Here is a 19,457-nt window from a genome sequence, read left to right as displayed (position 1 = left end):
TTGGACTACGAAGCGCGCAAATGGTCAATCCACGGTAAACGCGCACGGAGCTGTGACCAGAAAAAGCGGTCTTTTTCGGGCCCTCAGATGAACGGCGCTCCGTAATGAACCGGTGTTTCGCGCCTCAGCCGCAGACTCTCACGCGACGAACGCGCCAGGCAAAGCCGTCCCAGAAGCGCTGCTTCTGCCAGACGCAGCCGCCGTAATAATAATCATCGGCGACATAGCCGGGAGCCGGCGCATAGTAGCGGGGCGGGTAGTAGCCGGGCTCGTAGTAGTCGTAGCCGGGGCCCGGTCCGTAATAGTACGGAGAGGCCAGCGCGCCACCGACGATGGCACCGCCGATGATGCCGGCCGCCACGCCCGCGGCGACGCCGCGCTGGGCATGAGCCGGGGACCCGGCCGCCAGGGCCAGGGTAGCGGCGGCAGCGACCGCCAGGAGCGACTTCTTCATAGGGAGCGACCTTTCACACACGGAACTCTTTGGGGGCAAGGTTCCATACTTCGCTTGAATGATCAATGAACGGCACCTTTGCGGCGGCGACCAATTGATACCGATCGCAGGTCCGCCAGGGAGACGATGATGGGCAGCGCGATGATAAATACCCTGATCGTGCCGGAATCATCTTCGCAATCGGCTATGGTTGGATCACCCATATCCAGAACCGCGGCCGGCGGCCGTCGCGGGCGGGCGCCGGCGCCGACAGCTATTCGGGGACGAGTGACGGCCTCTCGCTCGGAAGCTGGTTTTCCAGCGACAGTTCGAGCAGCTCGGGTGATAGCGGGAGCTGCTCCAGCGGTGACAGCGGCGGTGGCGGAGATTGTGGGGGCGGCGGCGACGGTGGCGGAGGCGGTGGCAGCGATTAGACCGAATCCGGTGCGATCTTGATCCATTGCAACGTCGCATTTTAGAGCCGTTCTAGGCTGGTTCCAGGCCAGTTTGGAATAGCTTCAAATACCGGTTTTTCCTTTTGCATCCTGCCGGCCCCTTAAATATCGATGATGGTGCATCACCGAAGGGCCTGTTGCTTTCCATGATCGTCTGTTCCTGTAACGTGCTGAGCGATGACGACATCCGCGCCGCCGTCGCCGACTCCGACGACGCCGTGCGTCATGCCAAACAGGTCTATGGATGCCTTGGCTGCAGCGCCGAGTGCGGCCGCTGCGCCCGCACCATCAAAACCATCATCGAGGAAGCGCTCGGTCCCTGCGCCAAGGCCTGCTGTGCCGGCTGCCCGCACAACCATCAGGTGGCCGCCAACGACGAGACGGCCGAGCCGGCCGATTTCGCCCTCGCAGCCTGCTGAAGTCCTCGCCTTCGTCGGCTGAGCTAATCCCGGGCTGCGTCCTCGTAGCCGGTTGCCCTTGTTCCCAAACTGTTTTAGAAGCGTTCTAAACTCGATTTCCGACCGAGTTGGCCGCAAGAGCTGGAGTGAATCATGCAGGGCGACGCAAAAGTCATCGAATATCTCAACAAGGCACTGCGTCACGAGCTGACTGCGATCAATCAATACTGGCTGCATTACCGCTTCCTCAACAATTGGGGACTCCTCGAGATGGCCAAGGTCTGGCGCAAGGAGTCCATCGAGGAGATGGAGCACGCCGACAAGCTGACCGACCGGATCATCTTCTTCGACGGTTTCCCCAACATGCAGGTGCTCGACCCCCTGCGCATCGGCCAGAACGTCAAGGAGATCATCGAGTGCGATCTCGCCGCCGAGATGAGCGCGCGGGCGCTCTATCAGGAAGCGGCCACCTATTGCCACAGCGTCAAGGACTACGTCACGCGCGACCTGTTCGAGAAGCTGATGAGCGACGAGGAGCACCACATCGACTTCCTCGAAACCCAGCTCGATCTGATCGGCCGCATCGGCCTCGAGCTCTATACCCAGAAGCACGTCGGCGGGCTCGAAGGCAACGGGCATTAGATCGCGCGTCTAGCGCCGCATTCTCCGGCGTCGTCCTGGCGAAAGCCAGGACCCGTTACCCCAGGGAGAAGTTGCGGCGCGTGATCGGCAATCGCGAGTCTTCGTAAAACTCCTCCCTGTGGTTATGGGTCCCGGATCTGCGCTCCGCTCTGGACAACGTTGCGCGTTGCCAGGAGCTGCGCTTGTCCGGGACGACTCGCCTTAGGGCCGCCGCCTATAGTTGCGTCCTGTAGCGCGCTTCCACGGCGTCCTGGCCTTCGGGCTCGCCCAGGCTGGTCTGATCGTGGATCACCTGGCTGATGCTCGGCATCACCGAGCGCTGCACCTTGACCTCCGGCGACCACAGCTTTGAGCGCATCAACGCCTTGCCGCAGTGGAAATAGACTTCGCTGACGGCGACGTTCAGCACCGCGCGCGGCGGTTTGCCGAACTCCACCATCGAGGCGAGCAGATCCGGATCGGCCGACAGCGTGCCGCGCCCGCCGACGCGCACCGTCTCGTCGATCCCGGGCACGAAGAACAACAGGTGCACGAAGCCCGAGCCCTCGACGACGTTTTTGAAGCTGTCGATGCGGTTGTTGCCGGAACGGTCGGGCATCAGCAACTGATTGGGGCCGGCGACATGCACGAAGCCCGTACCGCCACCGCGCGGTGAGGCGTCGACGCTGCCGTCGGCGCCTGATGTCGCGAGCACGCAGAACGGGGACATCTCGATGAATTTCTTCGCATGTGCATCGATCGCCGGGCGCGCTTTCGCGATCACGCGGGGGCTAGGCTTCGGATAGATGGTGGCGAGGTCTTCGGCGCAAAGGTCGGTCAAGGGCGTGTCTCCGAAAGTGCTTTGCGTCAAGCTATCCGATTGGAACGCTCGCTGCTAACGGAATTCGGCATGGGCTTGCGCGATCAGCGTGCCGGCATGTCGCACGAGCCGAGCAGCGATTTCGGTGCGGCGTTGCGCCATGCCATCAGAAGCGCGCTCCGCAGCGTCACCTGATCGGCTTTCACCAGTCTCACATTGGTGCTGCCGTTTCTGCCCCAAGCACCGGGCACCGGACGAAACATCTCCGGCTCGGTTTCGACCAGCAAGGCCTGCTGCTCCGGCGTCAGCTTCACCATGCCCCATTCATCATCAGGATAGCCCAGCGACGCGAACACGCGCTTGCCGACCCGGAAGTCGGCATGGCCGTGATGTGCACCTTCGATGACGCCGGGAAGCGCGAGCGCGGCCCGGCGAAAGCGAGCTGTCGACATGGTGCCTCGCCGGTCGCCTCACATCGTCCGCTGTGGTGCCGTTTGCAGCAATTGCCGGACCTGCTCGGTGTAGAACTTTGCATTGCCGGTGGTGCCGTGGCCGCGCGTGTCGGTGCTCGCGGGGATGAGGTACAGGCGCGCGTTCTTGATCCGCTTCATCGCGGCGTCGGTGACGCCGGTCTCCGGCGGATTGCGCTCATCGTCCGCGGAATTGATCAGAAGCAGCGGCGCATCAATCTGCTCCAGCTTTTCCGCGGGGTTGTAATCGTGCGAGGCCTCCCACTGATAGACGAAGTCGTTGGCATCCGCCGTCACGGGCGTTCCGAGCCGATCGTCGACGATCTTGTCGGCCTTAGCCGCCGTCGGCGCCTGTGACTGATAGGCCAGCGTTCCGCCGATGCTCGCGATGCCGTAAGTGACGATGGCGTATTTCATCATCCGCGGCTGGCTCGTGTAATTGCCGCCATTGTAGTCGGGATCGTTGCGGATGGTGTCGAGCATGATCCGCCGCAGCATCCAGTTGCGCGCCGCCATCTCGGTGGGCTGGCAGGCCATCGGCACCAGCGCATCCATCGCCTTCGGATATTTCTCGCCCCACAGCCAAGTGTGCATGCCGCCCATCGAATTGCCGATGACCAGCCGCAAATGCTTGACGCCGAGGCCTTCCGTCACCAGGCGATACTGCGCCTCGACCATGTCGCCGTAATCGTATTTCGGAAAGCTCGTCTTCATCCCGTCGGAGGGCTTTGACGATTTGCCGTGGCCGATGCCGTCGGGAATGATGATGTAGTATTTCGATGCGTCGAGCGGCTGGCCAGGGCCGAACATCTCGCCGGCGAAGGCGGGCGTCAGCATGCTCGCGGCCGAGCCACCCGAACCATGCAGCACCAGCACGGGCTGGCCGGTCGGCTCGCCCACGGTGGTGTAGTGCAGCCGCAGCTCCGGCATGACTTCGCCGGTGTGGAACTTGAAATCCTTGGCGATCCAGTCGCCTTGTTTCGGTGCCGGATAATCGGCAGCCATGGCAGATACCGAGATCGACAGAAATGCGGCCGTCAGCACCGCGCACGAAGCTTTCATGGTTCTCTCCCCGCTGCGGCCGCTTTGATCCGGGCCGCTTCGCGCGCGATCTTAGCAGCGTCGCTCCGGGGATCGAGAGCGGATGCACGGCCGGGCGCCAAAACATTTTCCTGGATGGTGCATCGCGCAAGCGGAATATTTTCGCCGGCAGGCAGAACCAGGTGGCCGGCTCATTCGTGCTTGAGAAAGCCGAGCGCGTACCAGCCCCAGTAGACCCTGTGGCGCTGGATCAGCCCCTTGTCGATCTCCATGATCTCGACCAGCTCCATCTGGTCGCCATCGGGAGAGACGCGCGGATATTCCCAGGTGACGATACGGCCGTCCGTGAAGAAGCCTTGCTTGAAGCGCTTTCGCTGCGGCGGATTGGTCTGGAACACGCGCGCGATGAAGGCACGCAAGTTCTCCCTGCCTTCGACGATGCCAGTCGGGATCTTCATGAGGTGTTGGACCAGCGGGCTTTCGATGGATGCAGCATCGGCATAGAGTGCGAGGGCTGCTTCGAGGTCCTTGTTGCTGAGGGCTTCGTCCCACAGTTTGCAGATGCGTTCGGCATCGCTTTGGCGTGCTTCGTCGATCATGATGTAATCCTCTGGATTCGGGCGACATCTTCGAAGGATCGCAGAGGACGGCTCGCCAAAGTTTCACCCAATTCTGAAATGACCGGCCTTGGCGGGATTGCGACGAGATGACGTCAGGCCCAGATCAGGGGCAGGAGTATTTGATGGCGGTCACACGGCGGTCAGTGCAGTCAGGATTTTCGCGGCTCACCGAGGCTTTGAGCGATCCCGCGCGCGAAGCCATGGTCAGTGCCCTTTTCGGTGGCAAGGCGCTGCCCGCGGGCGAGCTGGCATCGCTGGCCGGCGTGTCGCCGCAAAGCGCCAGCGCGCATTTGCAGAAGCTGACAGAGGCGCGCCTGCTCTCGGTGTGGCAGCAGGGGCGGTTCCGGTACTATCGGATCGCAGACGATGAGGTGGCGGGCCTGATCGAAAACTTGGTCAATCTCGCCGTCAGGACCGATCACATCGAACGCACGCGAGGCGCGCCGACAGAGCTCCGGCGCGCGCGGACCTGCTATTGCCATCTCGCCGGCCAACTCGGCGTGGCGCTGCGGGACGGTTTGGTGCGCCGCGACCTGATCGCGCTGCGCGGCCGGGAGGCCGCGCTCACCGAGCAGGGCTTTGCCTGGTGTCATGCCGAGGCGATCGACTTCAGGCCGGGCCGTGATCCGCACATGCGCCTCTGCAACGATTGGACCGAGCGCGTTCCGCATTTGGCAGGCCCGTTTGCCAATGCGATCCTGAAGCGGTTGATCGAAACGCATGCGCTCGCGCCGTATCGCATTCCACGTGCGCTTCGTCTCACGCCGAAGGGGCGGGCCTTCTTCGCGCGCCTTGGCGTCTCCATCCCGTTCTGACTCGCCGTGTCCGCGACGCCCGGATGGCGATGACAGAGGCGGACCCGGCATGTAGCATTGGGCCCGCGCCGATCGTCCTTGAACAGACGTGCCTTTCAGAGGAGCCGAGGAGAAACTCATGTGCCGCAACATCAAGACGCTGTTCAACTTCGAGCCGCCGGCGACGGAGGACGAGATCCATGCCAGCGCGCTGCAGTTCGTGCGCAAGCTCTCCGGCTTCAACAAGCCCTCGCAAGTCAATGAGGAAGCCTTCAACCGCGCCGTGGCGGAGGTGTCGGACGCCGCGCGCCGCCTCCTCACGTCGCTGCACACCCACGCGCCGGCGCGGGATCGGGAGGTCGAGGCGGAGCGGGCGAGGGAGCGTTCGCGCCTACGCTTCGGCTAGCCGTTCCTTGGCTGCTGCTCCGCGCATGGGCATGCTGCTACGCCAGGACGATTCATCCTCTTGAGCGAGGCTCGAGTCCCGGGCGCGGCGGCTAGTCCTTGCCGTGTTTCCTCTTTTTCTTCTTTTTCTTGCGATCGTCCTTTTCGCTATCGTCGCCGTCGTTGTCGACGATGGGATCGGCTTCGTCCTGCACGGCGGCTTCCAGCGCCGCTTGCTCGGCGGCTTCCTGCTCGCGCTGGCGGCGACGTTCGTCCCAGGCATCGAAGAGCTGCTCCAGCCATGGCAGCACCTGCTCGATCGAGGGCAACTGACCGGGCGGACCTGCCTCGCCGCGTGGGCCTTGCGGCCCGACCGGCCCCTGCGGTCCGGCTGGTCCGCGTGGCCCGGCCTCGCCCTGCTTGCCCTGCGGACCGGCCTTGCCTACCGGTCCGGCCTTTCCAAGCGGACCGGGCTTGCCTTGTGGCCCCGGCTTGCCGCGCGCGCCGTCCGGCCCGCGCCGGCCCGGATGCCCCTGTGGCCCCGGCCGTCCCGGCTCGCCCTGCCGCCCCTGAGGTCCTTGCCGTCCTTGCCGGTTCTGATTGTCTGCCACACCGCTGCTCCCTCTACCGGAAGCAAGCTACTTAGCGGCGTTTGACGACAGCAGCAATTCTGCCCGCGCAGCGCGTCGGGCTTGGTCAACATCAATTGGCAGCACGAGGCGCTTTTGCGTGGCGTCACGTGCTAGTCGTGATACGCCGGCACCTCGATGCCGGAGGCCGCATAGAGCCTGATCTTGTTGCGCAGCGTGCGCACCGACAGACCGAGCACGCGGGCTGCGCGCGTGCGGTTGCCGTCGCAGCGGGCGAGCGTCTGAAGCACGAGCTCGCGCTCGACCTCGTCGACGGTCGCGCCGATCAGCAGCGGAACGATCTGGTTTGGGGCAAGGAATTGCGCGCCCTGCGGCGTCGCGACATGAACAGTGGTCATCAACACACCTCCCGACCAACGCCCGCTTCCATCATTGGAAGCGGATCGAGAACAAACGACCCCCAAGCCGTAGATCTACGGTGGGCGCGTTTGGTTAACGATTGGTTAATTGCCGGGGCAGCACACCAATTGACCCCAGGAATACCGCGAAGCCGCCGCGATTGGCACGGGATGCATAGCGATGCGGGCCGATCTCGCGCCACAAAGCAGGTGTCATGCCCGCGGAGGCGGGCATCCAGTACGCCGCGGCTTCTCCGTATTCGTCACTGTCTCTGGAATACTGGATCGTCCGCTTTCGCGGACGATGACACTGCACAAGTGGCGAACGCGTCGCTCCGTCACACCGTCCGATACCCGCCGTCCACCATCACGATCGTGCCCGTGACGTAAGCCGACAGATCCGACGCGAGGAAGATCGCGGGGCCGACGATGTCATCGGGCTTGCCGGTGCGCCCGAGCGGGGTGTGATCGACGAAGGCCTGCACCAGCGCCGGATTGGTGGCGCGCACAGTCGCGTTGATGTTGGTCTCGATGAAGCCCGGGCCGATCGCGTTGACGCGCACGCCTTCCTTGCCGAGCTCGACCGCGAGCGCCTTGGTGAAGCCGAGCACGCCATGCTTGGAGGTGGTGTAGGCCGCCGAGCTCGGCGTGCGCAGATGCACGAAGGACTGGATCGAGCCGATATTGACGATGCGGCCCTTGCTCGCGCGCAAGGGGCTGAGGAACGCTTGCGTCATGTTGAAGACGCCGTTGAGGTTGAGCGAGATGATGTCGTTCCAGTCCTTCGCCACCGTCTCGGTCCCGGCGGTGAAGGCATTGCGGCGGGTGATGCCGGCATTGTTGACGAGGATCGACACCTGTCCGACCTTGTCGGCGACCTGCTTTGCCAGCGCAAAACAGTCCTCGCGCCTGGTGACATCGAGCGCAAAGCTCTCGGCTTTGCCGCCTGCTTTTTGGATCTCCGTTGCGGCTTCCGCAACCGTGTCGGCATTGACGTCGAGCAGCACGACCTGTGCGCCTTCGCGTGCGTAGCCCGCCGCGATCGCCCGGCCGATGCCGGATCCTGCGCCGGTGACGACCGCGATGTGGTTTGCGAGCAATGCCATGACATTTTCCTCCCGGATTCGTTTCGAAGTTTCATGAAAGGCTAACTCGAAATTAAGGGGTCGGAAACGGCGACCTTGGCATACTGATCTCTGTTGCTAAACGTTGCGCGCATGATGGAACGACTTGAACCTTGGAAAATCGCCCTCGAACGCCTGCGGTCGGCGGACTCTGCCGACTGGGCGGAGGCGGGCCGGCTCGTGGCCGAGATCGCGCGGATGAGCACCGACACGATGCTGCGCCAGGCGGCCGAGCAGGCGCTTCCGGTGCTGCGCCAGGCCGTGGACAATGACGATGACAGCGTCACGCTGGCAGCCCAACGCCGCGTCGGCGTGATCCTCGAGGTCATCCACGATCTGACCGCGCCGCGCTTCGGGCGCCGCAACGCGCTGCCGAAAAAGCTCTCCAACGAGGAGCGCGCCCGCAGGACGCTCGGCCTGCCGCTCGCCGTGCAGCTCACCTGCGAGGACATCAACCAGGCCTATCGCCGCGCCGCCAAGGGCATGCATCCCGATCAGGGTGGCAGTGCGCAGGCCTTCATCGACCTCGCCGCCGCGCGGGACATCCTGATCCATCCTGGCGCGCACAAGGACGCGGGATAGCGACAAGCGAGATCTTGTAGATCTTGTAGGGTGGGCAAAGGCGCATTTGCGCCGTGCCCACCGTGCCGCCGATCCCGGATTCTAAGCGGTGGGCACGCTTCGCTTTGCCCACCCTACGATGCCTGCGCTCGATCGCGATTTTACCAGGTGCAGTGGCCGTTGCGCAGCGCGTGGTCCTTGACCGCGAGCGCATCGACGAAGGTCGGAACGGACGCGCTGACGCGGGCGTAGTCGGCGGGCCACGGCGTGGACGGGATGCTCTCATCCCAGATCTGGCAGAAGCCCGTGTCCTGCCAGCGGATCAGGTGATAGCCGGCTTCGGCCGGGCTTGCGGCGATGAAGGCGGTAGCGGCAAGACAGGCAGCAGCGCACAGCATGGAAATACGACGCATGGATCAGCTCCTTAAATGAAAGATGTGATGCACCTCCCGACAATGATGGGGAGGGTGGCGCGGGACGCTGGGGGGAGTGCGCCCCGGACAAGACGTGAGTAGTTCCGCAAGCTGATCAGGTTCAAACCGCGCGCGCAGGAAATGCTGGAATTTGGCCGGAAAACGCAGCGTTAACGCGTGAGGTGCCGCGTTTCGATCGCTGTCGCGTTACACCTGAGCCAGACGGCGCGACCGGCCAAAAAGCGAAGGCGGGCTGCGCGCGCAACCCGCCTTCCAGTTCGATCCGCCTCGTCGTTGGCTTAGAGCGTGCAGCGGCGCTCCGCGCGCAGCTTGATCTGAATATCCGAAGCGGCCGCGAATGTCGGGAGAGGCTTGCTCACGACCTTGTAGGTCGAAGCTCCCCACTCGAACGGCTTGTACTTCAGGTCCTCGTTCCAGACCTGGCAGATGCCGGTGTTGTCCCAGCGGATCACGTAATAGCCGACCTTCGCCGAGGCCGGTGCGGCAAAGGCGGACGTGGCGATGCCGGCAGCGGCACAGAGCGCGAGAACGCGACGCATGAAGTATCTCCTTGTGGGGAAGGGTGAACCGAAATTTCGTGCGGCAAAAGCAGGTCCGTTGCAAGCCGGGGAGCGGCCGTTCACGGACATGTCAGACGGAGTCGGGCACTTGGTTTGGCCGCGTGCCCGGCAAGCCACACGCGCTGAGCGCGGCTCACTTGGCCAGCGACGCCACCGCCTCGATCTCGATCAACATCTTCGAGTTCGGCAGGGCCTGCACCACGCAGGTGGTGCGCGCCGGATAGGGCGGCGGGCCGAACGCGCCGGCATAGAGCGCGTTCATCGTCGCGACGTCGGAGGCGCGCGTCAGCAGCACGTTGACCTTGACGAGATCGCGGAACGTCGCGCCGGCCTCGGTCAACACACGCTTGATGTTGATGACGACGTTGCCGAATTGCGCTTCGAAACCGTCAGGCAGCGCGCCGTCGGCATCGAAGCCGGGAATGCCCGAGATGAACAGGAGATCGCCGACACGCGTGGCGAACGACAGCGGCGGCGCCTTGACATGCGGCGGGGGCGCAAAATGCTGGATCGGCATGGGTCACCTCGGATCAGGACGGTCGCGTAACCCGCATGAGCGTAGCGACATGCGGGACGGTTGCAACCGCATTCGCTCCCGGCGCCTGCGGAGGCCGCGATCTCGCGCCCAACAAAAATCTCGAAAACAACCCCATGCAAAGTAGAAACGCCCGCCCGATGCATGCTGCCGGTGACGTCGTGTAGGCATTTGACAGGTCGAGCAAAACCGCAACAGACGCTGTCATGGCGCCGATGATCGTATTGCTTCGCCTTCCGTCGCGCTTGTCCGCCGAAGCTTCAGCATAGGCGGATGCGGGGAGAGACGTTTGACACGTCGGGCAAAACAGCGGCACGATGCAATGATGCCACTGAGGATCGCGAAGCTTCGCCTCTCCCCGCCTGCGGGGAGAGGCCGCATTTCATCGAAATGCAATGCGGGTGAGGGTAGCTTCCGCGAGTCCGTTGATCACCGCAATCGTGGATGGAGCCCCTCACCCCAGGCCTCTCAGAGCGAGCGAAGCTCGTCTCGGCCCCGTAAGAACGGCGAGAGGGAGAGAAGTACCCCAATCATTTTGCCGCCGCGATCGATTGGATAGATTTGCCTCGTCTGATTCGATTCCAGCCTTGAAGAACAGCCTCCGGAGCCCTCCATGAAGATCGCATCCACCTTTCGCGCCGCGCTCGTCGCCATCGCCGCTCTTGCCGGCCTCTCGACCGCGGCCCAGGCCGACAGCGGCACGGTGGTGCTGACGATCTACAAGGCGGGCTGGATCATCGGCGGCTCCGGCGGCTCGGGCGTCCTGAACTTCCGCGGCCGCTCCTATGCGCTCTCGACCGGCGGCCTCGACTACGGCCTCGTCTTCGGCGGCTCCAGGACCGTGCTGCGCGGCCGCGTCTCCAACATCTACCGCCCCTCCGACGTCGCCGGCGTCTACGGCGCCGCCGGGGCCGGCCTCGCGGTGGGGGCCGGCGCGCGGGCCATCGTGCTGACCAACCAGAAGGGGGCCGTGCTGGAGCTCGCCGGCACGCAAGTCGGCCTCATGGCGAACGCGGACCTCAGCGGTCTTGCGATCACGATGCGGTAACAGCACCGGTGTCTAGGGTGGGTTAGCCGATCACGAGCGCCGTCGTTCAACAGGCGATGGCGCGAGGCGTAACCCACCACGCCACAAGCGACAGACCATCCGCCGCGAGAGAAGAGGTGGGTTACGCTTCGCTAACCCACCCTACGATTTTCCGACCGCCGCATGAATCCTCGCGCAATGCGCGACGAGATTCTCGTGGGCATCGACGAACGCCTTCAGCGGCGTCGGTATCGGGAAGAAATAGATGTTGGCGACGAAGCCGTAGATGCCGGCATCGATGCTGGTCGGCATCGCTCCATGGACGAAGCCGTGCGCGGGCACGATCTCGGCCAGCACCTTCAGGTCAGTGAGGCCCCGCGCGTAAGCCTGCTCGGGCGTGTAGCGGCCGATGCCCTGGAAATGATAGCGCTGCGCGTTGTAGGCCTTCGCCCTCTCCAGCCCCTCGGCATTGATCCGCGGATGCTGCGCGATGAAGGCGTCGCGGAACGCCGGAAAGTAGCGATCGTCCTGCCAGCGCGAATACGACATCACCCAGTAGAGATCGTCGAGCATGCGCGTGACCAAATGATTAGTCCGGCGCTGGTCCGGCGAAAGCGCGGCATCGATGGTCAGGCGATATTTTGCGATTGCGTGCGCGATGATCGTCTCGCTGTCGCCAATGGTCTCGCCGTTATCGACGACATAAGGAAGCTGCCTGCGCGGCGCGGCGGAGGCGTCGAACACGTGCTCGTGCACGAAGGGCACGCCCGCCAGCTTCAGGAAAGCGTAGACCTTGAGGCCATAGCCGTTGTTGTCGGCGACACCGAAAAGTTCGGGGTAGGAGTAGAGGGTCAGCATGGGCGGCGCTCCTCAACCGGGTAACTCCAGGCCAATCATACAGGATCGCCAAGAAAAATGATCCGCCGCCTGTCGGGCGCCCGGCCTCCCGTTCGTCCTACGGGCAGGCCCGCGCCTGTCCGTCCCATCTCAAACCCGAGGATTCCCGAAACATGACTTCCATCACGCCGTTTCTCTGGTTCGACAACAACGTCCCGGAAGCCGTCGCTTTCTACAAATCGGTGTTTCCCAACGCCAAGGTCGAGACCGTCAGCGACTTCATGGCGGTGTTCGAGCTGGAAGGGCAGCGCTTCAACGCCCTCAATGGCGGGCCGCAACACCGCTTCAACGAGGCGGTGTCGTTCTTCATCAGCGTCGAGACGCAGGAGCAGGTGGATTATTTCTGGAGCCGGCTCACCGCGTACGGCGGTGAAGAATCCAGGTGCGGCTGGCTCAAGGACAGGTTCGGCCTGTCCTGGCAGGTGATCCCGACCGCGCTCGGCCGCTACCTCGGCGACCCCGACCGCACCAAGGCGGGTCGCGTCATGCAGGCCATGATGCAGATGAAGAAGATCGTGATCGCGGATCTGGATCGGGCGTATGCGGGGTGAGGCGGCGGGCGTGACCGCGTAGAGTGGATTAGCCGCTCACAAAGCGGCGTCGTGTTTTTTAGCACCGTATTGCCAAATCCACGGTGTCGTCACGGCGAAGGCCGGACCCATAACCCCAGGAAGCGGTTTGGCGAAGACTCGTGGTCCGGTACTGCGAACATTCGCAACTGATGGATTCCGCGGTATGGGTCCCGGCCTTCGCCGGGACGACGGCTAAGTGTGGGCGTTGCTGCTAACCGACCCTACGCTGCAATCCACGCCGCAAGGTCACGCCACGGCTCCAGCGTCCAATGGCCGGACGCGGCGCCGGATGGGGAGGCGAGCACGAACACGTCGGGAAATTGCGCGTCAGCCTGCTGCCGCCCCAGCGAAATCACGCCGGACGGCCTGCCATAAAACAGGCTCGCCGCCTTCTTGCTCGTGAACGCAATGGTCCTCGGGCGATACTTCTCGATCTTGGCCCTGAAGCCCGGCACGTCGATCGATGCTGCCTCGATCTGGCGATCCATCCCGGCGCCCGACTTGGAGAGATCGGTGAAGCCGATCCCGAAATCTAACAGCGCCGCGAACTCACTCGGCTGATAGCGCCGCGGTGTGATCCCGGCCTCATGGATCGCCCGCCAGAACCGGTTGCCGGGATGGGCGTAGTAGTGCCCATCCCGCGCTGATCGTGTGCTTGCGGCGGTACCGACGAAAACGAGGCGAAGGTTTTCGCGGAGCTGGTCCGGGAGTCGTTCGAGCGTCGTGTCAGGCACCTCACAGCGCCCGATTGCTCTCCTTCACCTTCTCCGCATCCAGATACACGTTGCTGCCCATCTCCTTGAACTTCTCGCTCATCTTCGCCATCCCATCCTCGATGGTGCCGGCCATCGATGCGCCGACGGCGGTCGGATCGTTCAGCGTCGCGGCGTAGTCGCGCACGTCCTGCGTGATCTTCATCGAGCAGAACTTCGGGCCGCACATCGAGCAGAAATGGGCGACCTTGTGGGCTTCCTTCGGCAGGGTCTCGTCGTGGAAGCTCTTTGCGGTGTCGGGATCGAGGCCGAGGTTGAACTGGTCGGTCCAGCGGAATTCGAAACGGGCGCGCGAGAGCGCGTCGTCGCGAAGCTGGGCGGCCGGGTGGCCCTTGGCGAGATCGGCGGCGTGGGCGGCGATCTTGTAGGTGATGACGCCGGTCTTGACGTCGTTGCGGTCGGGCAGGCCGAGATGCTCCTTCGGGGTGACGTAGCAGAGCATGGCGCAGCCGAACCAGCCGATCATGGCAGCACCGATGCCTGAGGTGATGTGGTCATAGCCCGGCGCGATGTCGGTGGTCAGCGGCCCGAGGGTGTAGAACGGCGCCTCGCCGCACTCCTTGAGCTGCTTGTCGACGTTGATCTTGATCTTGTGCATCGGGATATGGCCGGGGCCTTCGATCATGACCTGGCAGCCCTTGTCCCATGCGATCTTGGTGAGCTCGCCGAGCGTCTCGAGCTCGGCAAACTGCGCGCGGTCGTTGGCATCGGCGATCGAGCCCGGGCGCAGGCCGTCGCCGAGCGAGAACGAGACGTCATACTTGCGCATGATGTCGCAGATCTCGTCGAAATGGGTATAGAGGAAGCTCTCCTTGTGATGCGCCAGGCACCACTTGGCCATGATCGAACCGCCGCGCGAGACGATGCCGGTGACGCGATTGGCGGTGAGGTGGATGTACTGCAGGCGGACGCCGGCGTGGATGGTGAAGTAGTCGACGCCCTGCTCGCACTGCTCGATCAGCGTGTCCTTGTAGAGCTCCCAGGTGAGCGCCACCGGATCGCCGTTGCACTTCTCCAGCGCCTGGTAGATCGGCACGGTGCCGATCGGCACCGGCGAGTTGCGCAGGATCCATTCGCGGGTGGTGTGGATGTTGCGGCCCGTCGAGAGATCCATCACGGTGTCGGCGCCCCAGCGGATCGCCCACACCATCTTCTCGACCTCTTCCTCGACCGACGAGGTCACCGCCGAGTTGCCGATGTTGGCGTTGATCTTGGTCAGGAAGTTGCGGCCGATGATCATCGGCTCAAGCTCGGAGTGATTGATGTTGGAGGGGATGATGGCGCGGCCGCGCGCGATCTCGCTGCGGACGAACTCCGGCGTGATGAAGGCGGGCACCGAAGCGCCGAAGCTTTCGCCGTCGGCAAGTGCGCCCTCGGCACGTTCGAGCTGCTGCTTCCGGCCGAGATTCTCGCGCTCGGCGACGTAGATCATCTCCTTGGTGATGATGCCGGCACGGGCGAATTCGAGCTGCGTCACCTTGTGGCCGTCGAGGCCGCGCAGCGGCTTGTGATAGGCGCTAAACGCACGCGCGGCCTTCTCGGTGGAGACGCCGCCATTGTCCTCCGGCTTGATCGTGCGGCCCTCATATTCCTCAACGCCGCCGCGCTCCAGCACCCAGGCCTTGCGGTTGCGGGAGAGGCCGGCGTTGACGTCGATCGTCACGCTCGGATCGGTGTAGGGACCCGAAGTATCGTAGACCGGCAGGTTCGGCTCGCCTGCGCCTTCGGAGAGAATGATCTCGCGCAGCGGCACGCGCACGTCAGGCGCGGCCTCGGGCGTCGCAAAGATCTTGCGCGAGGAGGGCAGCGGGCCGGTGGTGACGGCGGGCACGGTCTTTTTCGGGTTGGAGCGGATGTTCATGGGATCCTCCTTTAATTCGTTGGCATCGCTGCACGAGAAACAAGTACCGCTGTCATCCCCGCGAAGGCGGGGATCCAGTATTCCAGAGGCCGTGCCGTAATACGGAGAAGCCGCGGCGTACTGGATCGCCCGGTCAAGCCGGGCGATGACGGCAGAGCGTGTGGGGCAAGAACAGGCATCACGCCGCCTCCACGGAAAGGCCGAGCCACTGCCGCACCCGGGCATCGGGATCGGCGTTCTGGGTGACGTCGCTGACGACGGCGATGGAATCGGCGCCTGCGGCAAAAATCTCCGCGGCGTGCTCGAACTTGATGCCGCCGATCGCGACCAGCGGGATGTTGCCGACGCGCTTCTTCCATTCGGTGATCTTCGGAATGCCCTGCGGCTCGAAGCGCATCGACTTCAGCGTGGTGAAGAAGATCGGTCCGAGCGCGACATAGTCGGGCTTGACCGCGAGCGCGGCGGCGAGCTCGTCGTCATCGTGTGTGGAGACGCCGAGCGTCAGCCCGGCCTCGCGGATGGCTTTCACATCGGCGTCGGCCAGGTCCTCCTGGCCGAGATGCAGATGCTGCGCGCCGGCGACGATCGCCGCACGCCAGTAATCGTTCACCACGAGTTTTGCCTGCGTGCCCTTCGTCACCGCCAGCGCGTCGCTGACGATCTGGAGCGCGTCGGCGTCGTTGAGGTTCTTGGCGCGCAACTGAATCGTACCGACGCCGAGCTTGGTCAGGCGCTCGACCCATTTGAGGCTGTCGACGACGGGATAGAAGGGATCAGGATACGGCATGCCAGAACGGGGTCCCAACGACAGGGGTGGAGGGGGAGGCGAAGTCGCGGGCGTCCATCAGCCCGGCCTCGTAAGCAGTGCGGCCGGCCTCGACGCCGAGACGGAAGGCATTGGCCATCGCGACGGGATCGGCGGCCTTTGCGATTGCGGTGTTGAGCAGCACGGCGTCGTAGCCGAGCTCGAGCGCCTGCGCCGCGTGGCTGGGCGCGCCGAGACCGGCATCGACCACCAGCGTGATATCCGGCAGCCGCTCGCGCAGAAGCTTCAGCGCATCGCGGTTGGTGATGCCGCGGGCCGAGCCGATTGGCGCGGCCCATGGCATCACCACCTTGCAGCCGGCATCGACGAGGCGATTTGCGACCGAGAGATCCTCGGTGCAATAGGGGAACACCTCAAAGCCGTCCTTGATCAGGATGGTGGCGGCTTCGACGAGGCCAACGACATCGGGCTGCAGCGTGTCGTTGTCGGCGATCACCTCGAGCTTGATCCAGGACGTAGCAAACAGTTCGCGCGCGAGCTTTGCCGTCGTCACCGCCTCGCGCACGCTGCGGCAGCCGGCGGTGTTCGGCAGCACGGCGACGTCGAGCTCACGGATCAGATTCCAGAAGGCGTCCCCGGTCTTGCCGCCGGCCGCTTCGCGCCGCAGCGATACCGTGACGATGCCGGCGCCAGATGCGCGGATCGCCGCCTGCATGATCGCCGGCGAGGGATACAGCGCGCTGCCGATCAGGAGGCGGGAGGCGAATTGCTTGCCGTAGAAGGTCACCATGTTCGAGGTGTCTCCTCAAATGTCGCTGTCATCCCCACGAACGCGTGACGGTTGGTGTCGCTGCAATTGGAGCAGTCATCCCCGCGAAAGCGGGGATCCAGTATTCCAGAGGCCGTACCGTAATACGGAGAAGCCGCGGCGTACTGGATCGCCCGGTCAAGCCGGGCGATGACGCCGGAGTATGTGGCCTGCGCGAGCGACGTGGGGAGAGTGTGTACGCTCATCACCTCACCCTCCTTGCCGCGGCGTGATGATCTCGATCTCGTCGCCGGCCTTGAGCTCTGTCTCGGCCCAGCGGCTTTTCGGGACCACATCGTAGTTCAGCGCGATCGCGAAATGCGTGCCTTCGTAGTCGAGCTCGGCCAGTAGCGCGTCCACGCTTGCAGAAGTCACCTCGCGTTGCTCGCCGTTGATTATCAAACGCATTGGACGATCACCCGCATTGCATCACCTCATTGTCGATCTGGCCGCGCTCGACATAGGCGAGCGTCAGTTCGGCTAGCGCCGGTGCGATCAGGAAGCCGTGGCGGTAGAGCCCGTTGATCGCGATCCTGTCGCCGCGAACACCAATGCGCGGCAGGTTGTCAGGATAGGCGGGGCGAAGGCCGGAGCCGAATTCGACGATGCGGGCCTCGCCGAAGGCCGGATGCACCGCATAGGCCGCGCCGAGCAGCTCCAGCGCGGAGCGCACGCTGACGCCGGTGTCCTCGGCCTCGATCGAGGTTGCGCCAAGCATGAACAGGTTGTCCTCGCGCGGAATGACGTAGAGCGGCCAGCGCGGATGGATCAGCCGCACGGGGCGCGCAAGCTGCACCTCGCTGGTCTCGATCAGGATCATCTCGCCCTTGACGCCGCGCAGCTCCGATTGTTCCTCGCGCGCGGCGAGGCCGCGGCAGTCGATCACGATGCCGTCGAGATCTTTGCTGCTGACGTCGCTGGAAAACCTGATAGTGCCGCCGGCGGCGCGGATGCGCTCGTGCAGTTTTGGCAGCACCCGGCGCGGCTCGACATGGCCCTCGGTCGGGAAGAACAGCGCCTCGCGGAAGCGGCCCTCGAGTGATGGCTCGAGCGCGGCGAGGCCGGCGGCATCGAGCCGCCGATGGCCCTCGGTCATCCGCGCAAAGCGCTCGAAATCGTTGCGCTCGCGCGGATGCGCCACGACGAGGGAGCCGTTGAACGGAGTGTCCGGCAGTTCGCGCCGCCAGATATCGAGGGCGCGCAGGCCGAGCCGGCTGATGATGGGCTCGGCGACCTCCGCCTCGCAATAGGGTGCGAGCATGCCGCCGGCCCAATGGCTGGTGGAGTCGGTCATCCCGGCGTCACCGCGCTCGTGTAGAGTCACGGTGTGGCCGGCCTGCGCGAACAAAAGCGCCTGCCAAGCTCCAGCAATGCCTGCGCCGATGATGGATACCGGAGAATCCGGTCGCTTGGTGGTCTGGTACATCCCTGTCCCTTCGCCGGCATGACCCGGATCAGGTTCAAAGGGTCACCGCGGTCCTGGGCGGATTTGCCCATTTAGCGGTATCTCAGCTCCTCCTCGGAGCACCCCTCGGAACGGCTCTAATGTATGCCAGTGACGGCCTGTGTCAACGCACTTGACGGGAACCTCTCGTGCCCCGGTCGCAGCGCTGGCCGCGCCGCTTTGCGCGGCGTGGTGCGCTGCTGAGCCGGGCTAATTGTTTTGTTGATGGCGTAGCAGCGCACCGGACGATGCTTCGCATCGCCGGGAACGCTGTAGCGCGTCCGCGAGACGAAGGTTACTTCAGCTCCTGCGCCCGCGCGTTGCGCACGCCCTGCGCCAGCTTCCGGTGCGGCGGCGCGCCGAACATCGGCTGCGGATTGCCGTTCGGCTCGAGCAGGGTCTCGCTGCTCGCCTGTTGCACCACCTGCTGGTGTTGGTCTTGCCGCTGCCGCTTTGCGGCATAGTAATAGCCGCCTGCATAATAACGAATGGCTCGCGCGTGATCGCCATTGGCGGCGTGATAGGCACCTGCGAGATATTTTACGGCGTAGGTGAGATTGGTGTTGGGGTCGCGCAGGCCGGCGGCATCGCCGGTGTAGCCGACCCCGCGGGCGGTCGCGAGCTTGATCTGCATTAGCCCGATCGTGCCGCCGCGGCCGATTAGGCTCGGCTGATACCGGCTCTCGCGCATGATGACGCGGTGCACCAGCGCTTCCGGCACGCCATTGGCGCGGGCATGCGCTGCGACCATCTCGGCGTATTCGCTTTCACCGGCATTTGCCGTCTGCGCCAGCATCAATCCGGCCGCCGCGAGCGCAGCAATATAAAAAATTTTCATCGAAACGTTCCTCGGCACAATGAACCTGCGCCCGGGCGTTAGGCCGCGGGAACGCGGCGATGATGTGGCGAAACGTCCCGATCGGGCGATTTTGGCCGGTTCGTCGTTTTTACGACTTAAACCTATGTTAAGGGTGCGGACGGCGGAGCGCGTTACGCGACAGACGGCGGAGCGCGTTACGCGACAGCAGGCCTGTCTGGTCGCGCATCCGCCCAAAAACGAGTAGTTGAGAT

At 64.2% G+C, this 19,457-nt stretch carries 26 protein-coding genes and 1 riboswitch; of the genes, 7 read left to right on the top strand and 19 right to left on the bottom strand.

The genetic code is table 11. From position 1 onward, the window contains the following. Positions 1–124 precede the first annotated feature (124 nt). A complete protein-coding gene (locus MTX21_RS16865) occupies positions 125–454 on the bottom strand; it encodes a hypothetical protein (protein WP_280965901.1) in 330 nt (109 codons plus the stop codon). A 580-nt stretch (positions 455–1,034) separates the two neighbouring features. On the opposite strand from MTX21_RS16865, the gene MTX21_RS16860 reads away from it, so the two are divergent. Together MTX21_RS16860 and bfr are read left to right on the top strand one after the other, a co-directional pair. Further along, on the top strand, positions 1,035–1,307 hold the full coding sequence (locus MTX21_RS16860; protein ID WP_280971078.1) for a (2Fe-2S)-binding protein: 273 nt from the start codon (positions 1,035–1,037) through the stop codon (positions 1,305–1,307). Positions 1,308–1,439: 132 nt separating this feature from the next. Further along, positions 1,440–1,928: a bacterioferritin gene (bfr, locus tag MTX21_RS16855; protein WP_280965900.1), complete on the top strand. Its 489-nt coding sequence runs from the start codon at positions 1,440–1,442 to the stop codon at positions 1,926–1,928. A 214-nt stretch (positions 1,929–2,142) separates the two neighbouring features. Here bfr and MTX21_RS16850 read toward each other — a convergent pair whose 3' ends face one another. From MTX21_RS16850 to MTX21_RS16835, 4 genes are all read right to left on the bottom strand, one after another. After that, positions 2,143–2,748, bottom strand: coding sequence for a pyridoxamine 5'-phosphate oxidase family protein (locus MTX21_RS16850; RefSeq protein WP_280965899.1), 606 nt, complete (start codon positions 2,746–2,748; stop codon positions 2,143–2,145). Between the two features lie 83 nt (positions 2,749–2,831). Continuing rightward, positions 2,832–3,179 (bottom strand): MmcQ/YjbR family DNA-binding protein, encoded by a 348-nt coding sequence (locus MTX21_RS16845; protein WP_280965898.1) that lies wholly within the window; start codon positions 3,177–3,179, stop codon positions 2,832–2,834. An 18-nt stretch (positions 3,180–3,197) separates the two neighbouring features. Next, on the bottom strand, positions 3,198–4,259 hold the full coding sequence (locus MTX21_RS16840) for an alpha/beta fold hydrolase (protein ID WP_280965897.1): 1,062 nt from the start codon (positions 4,257–4,259) through the stop codon (positions 3,198–3,200). 170 nt (positions 4,260–4,429) lie between these two features. Then, positions 4,430–4,837, bottom strand: a complete 408-nt coding sequence (locus tag MTX21_RS16835; protein WP_280965896.1) for a nuclear transport factor 2 family protein — start codon at positions 4,835–4,837, stop codon at positions 4,430–4,432. Between the two features lie 143 nt (positions 4,838–4,980). On the opposite strand from MTX21_RS16835, the gene MTX21_RS16830 reads away from it, so the two are divergent. Together MTX21_RS16830 and MTX21_RS16825 are read left to right on the top strand one after the other, a co-directional pair. Continuing rightward, a complete protein-coding gene (locus MTX21_RS16830; protein ID WP_280965895.1) occupies positions 4,981–5,673 on the top strand; it encodes a metalloregulator ArsR/SmtB family transcription factor in 693 nt (230 codons plus the stop codon). 118 nt (positions 5,674–5,791) lie between these two features. Next, positions 5,792–6,058, top strand: a complete 267-nt coding sequence (locus MTX21_RS16825) for a DUF2277 domain-containing protein (RefSeq protein ID WP_279375615.1) — start codon at positions 5,792–5,794, stop codon at positions 6,056–6,058. A 91-nt stretch (positions 6,059–6,149) separates the two neighbouring features. Here MTX21_RS16825 and MTX21_RS16820 read toward each other — a convergent pair whose 3' ends face one another. The 3 genes from MTX21_RS16820 to fabG all read right to left on the bottom strand — a co-directional run bounded on the left by MTX21_RS16820 (position 6,150) and on the right by fabG (position 8,130). Further along, entirely contained in the window at positions 6,150–6,647 is a 498-nt protein-coding gene (locus MTX21_RS16820) for a collagen-like protein (RefSeq protein WP_280965894.1), read from the bottom strand. A 131-nt stretch (positions 6,648–6,778) separates the two neighbouring features. After that, positions 6,779–7,024 carry a helix-turn-helix domain-containing protein gene (locus MTX21_RS16815; protein ID WP_280965893.1) on the bottom strand — a complete coding sequence of 82 codons (246 nt, stop codon included), beginning with the start codon at positions 7,022–7,024 and terminating at the stop codon, positions 6,779–6,781. Between the two features lie 338 nt (positions 7,025–7,362). After that, positions 7,363–8,130 (bottom strand): 3-oxoacyl-ACP reductase FabG, encoded by a 768-nt coding sequence (gene fabG, locus MTX21_RS16810; protein WP_280965892.1) that lies wholly within the window; start codon positions 8,128–8,130, stop codon positions 7,363–7,365. A 111-nt stretch (positions 8,131–8,241) separates the two neighbouring features. On the opposite strand from fabG, the gene MTX21_RS16805 reads away from it, so the two are divergent. Continuing rightward, positions 8,242–8,730: a J domain-containing protein gene (locus tag MTX21_RS16805; RefSeq protein ID WP_280965891.1), complete on the top strand. Its 489-nt coding sequence runs from the start codon at positions 8,242–8,244 to the stop codon at positions 8,728–8,730. 140 nt (positions 8,731–8,870) lie between these two features. Here MTX21_RS16805 and MTX21_RS16800 read toward each other — a convergent pair whose 3' ends face one another. The 3 genes from MTX21_RS16800 to MTX21_RS16790 all read right to left on the bottom strand — a co-directional run bounded on the left by MTX21_RS16800 (position 8,871) and on the right by MTX21_RS16790 (position 10,220). Next, on the bottom strand, positions 8,871–9,122 hold the full coding sequence (locus MTX21_RS16800; protein WP_280965890.1) for a hypothetical protein: 252 nt from the start codon (positions 9,120–9,122) through the stop codon (positions 8,871–8,873). A 299-nt stretch (positions 9,123–9,421) separates the two neighbouring features. Further along, on the bottom strand, positions 9,422–9,682 hold the full coding sequence (locus MTX21_RS16795; RefSeq protein WP_280965889.1) for a hypothetical protein: 261 nt from the start codon (positions 9,680–9,682) through the stop codon (positions 9,422–9,424). 154 nt (positions 9,683–9,836) lie between these two features. Further along, a complete protein-coding gene (locus tag MTX21_RS16790; RefSeq protein WP_280965888.1) occupies positions 9,837–10,220 on the bottom strand; it encodes a RidA family protein in 384 nt (127 codons plus the stop codon). Between the two features lie 631 nt (positions 10,221–10,851). Here MTX21_RS16790 and MTX21_RS16785 point away from each other — a divergent pair. After that, positions 10,852–11,286 (top strand): hypothetical protein, encoded by a 435-nt coding sequence (locus tag MTX21_RS16785; RefSeq protein WP_280965887.1) that lies wholly within the window; start codon positions 10,852–10,854, stop codon positions 11,284–11,286. A gap of 141 nt (positions 11,287–11,427) precedes the next feature. Here the strand turns inward: MTX21_RS16785 and MTX21_RS16780 are convergent, their stop codons facing one another. After that, complete coding sequence (locus MTX21_RS16780; protein ID WP_280965886.1) at positions 11,428–12,123, bottom strand: glutathione S-transferase family protein; 696 nt, start codon at positions 12,121–12,123, stop codon at positions 11,428–11,430. Positions 12,124–12,275: 152 nt separating this feature from the next. Here MTX21_RS16780 and MTX21_RS16775 point away from each other — a divergent pair, with 152 nt between their 5' ends. Further along, positions 12,276–12,713: a VOC family protein gene (locus MTX21_RS16775; protein ID WP_280965885.1), complete on the top strand. Its 438-nt coding sequence runs from the start codon at positions 12,276–12,278 to the stop codon at positions 12,711–12,713. Positions 12,714–12,955: 242 nt separating this feature from the next. Here MTX21_RS16775 and MTX21_RS16770 read toward each other — a convergent pair whose 3' ends face one another. The 7 genes from MTX21_RS16770 to MTX21_RS16740 all read right to left on the bottom strand — a co-directional run bounded on the left by MTX21_RS16770 (position 12,956) and on the right by MTX21_RS16740 (position 19,224). After that, a complete protein-coding gene (locus MTX21_RS16770; protein ID WP_280965884.1) occupies positions 12,956–13,468 on the bottom strand; it encodes a mismatch-specific DNA-glycosylase in 513 nt (170 codons plus the stop codon). A 1-nt stretch (position 13,469) separates the two neighbouring features. After that, positions 13,470–15,368: a phosphomethylpyrimidine synthase ThiC gene (gene thiC, locus MTX21_RS16765; RefSeq protein WP_280965883.1), complete on the bottom strand. Its 1,899-nt coding sequence runs from the start codon at positions 15,366–15,368 to the stop codon at positions 13,470–13,472. 178 nt (positions 15,369–15,546) lie between these two features. Next, positions 15,547–16,155: a thiamine phosphate synthase gene (locus MTX21_RS16760; protein WP_280965882.1), complete on the bottom strand. Its 609-nt coding sequence runs from the start codon at positions 16,153–16,155 to the stop codon at positions 15,547–15,549. Continuing rightward, positions 16,142–16,924: a thiazole synthase gene (locus MTX21_RS16755; RefSeq protein WP_280965881.1), complete on the bottom strand. Its 783-nt coding sequence runs from the start codon at positions 16,922–16,924 to the stop codon at positions 16,142–16,144. The genes MTX21_RS16760 and MTX21_RS16755 overlap by 14 nt, the downstream gene beginning before the upstream one ends. A gap of 228 nt (positions 16,925–17,152) precedes the next feature. Further along, positions 17,153–17,350: a sulfur carrier protein ThiS gene (gene thiS / locus MTX21_RS16750; RefSeq protein ID WP_280965880.1), complete on the bottom strand. Its 198-nt coding sequence runs from the start codon at positions 17,348–17,350 to the stop codon at positions 17,153–17,155. Between the two features lie 7 nt (positions 17,351–17,357). Beyond that, positions 17,358–18,368 carry an FAD-dependent oxidoreductase gene (locus MTX21_RS16745; RefSeq protein WP_280965879.1) on the bottom strand — a complete coding sequence of 337 codons (1,011 nt, stop codon included), beginning with the start codon at positions 18,366–18,368 and terminating at the stop codon, positions 17,358–17,360. After that, positions 18,356–18,484, bottom strand: a riboswitch (TPP riboswitch). It overlaps the preceding gene by 13 nt. Positions 18,485–18,681: 197 nt before the next feature. Beyond that, positions 18,682–19,224: a transglycosylase SLT domain-containing protein gene (locus MTX21_RS16740; RefSeq protein ID WP_280965878.1), complete on the bottom strand. Its 543-nt coding sequence runs from the start codon at positions 19,222–19,224 to the stop codon at positions 18,682–18,684. Between the last annotated feature and the right edge of the window lie 233 nt (positions 19,225–19,457).

The organism is Bradyrhizobium sp. ISRA430, assembly GCF_029909975.1.
In the GTDB taxonomy this organism is placed as follows: Bacteria; Pseudomonadota; Alphaproteobacteria; order Rhizobiales; family Xanthobacteraceae; genus Bradyrhizobium.
The sequence above is the reverse complement of the archived record's forward strand: the minus strand, read 5'-3'. Positions and strand labels throughout refer to the sequence as shown.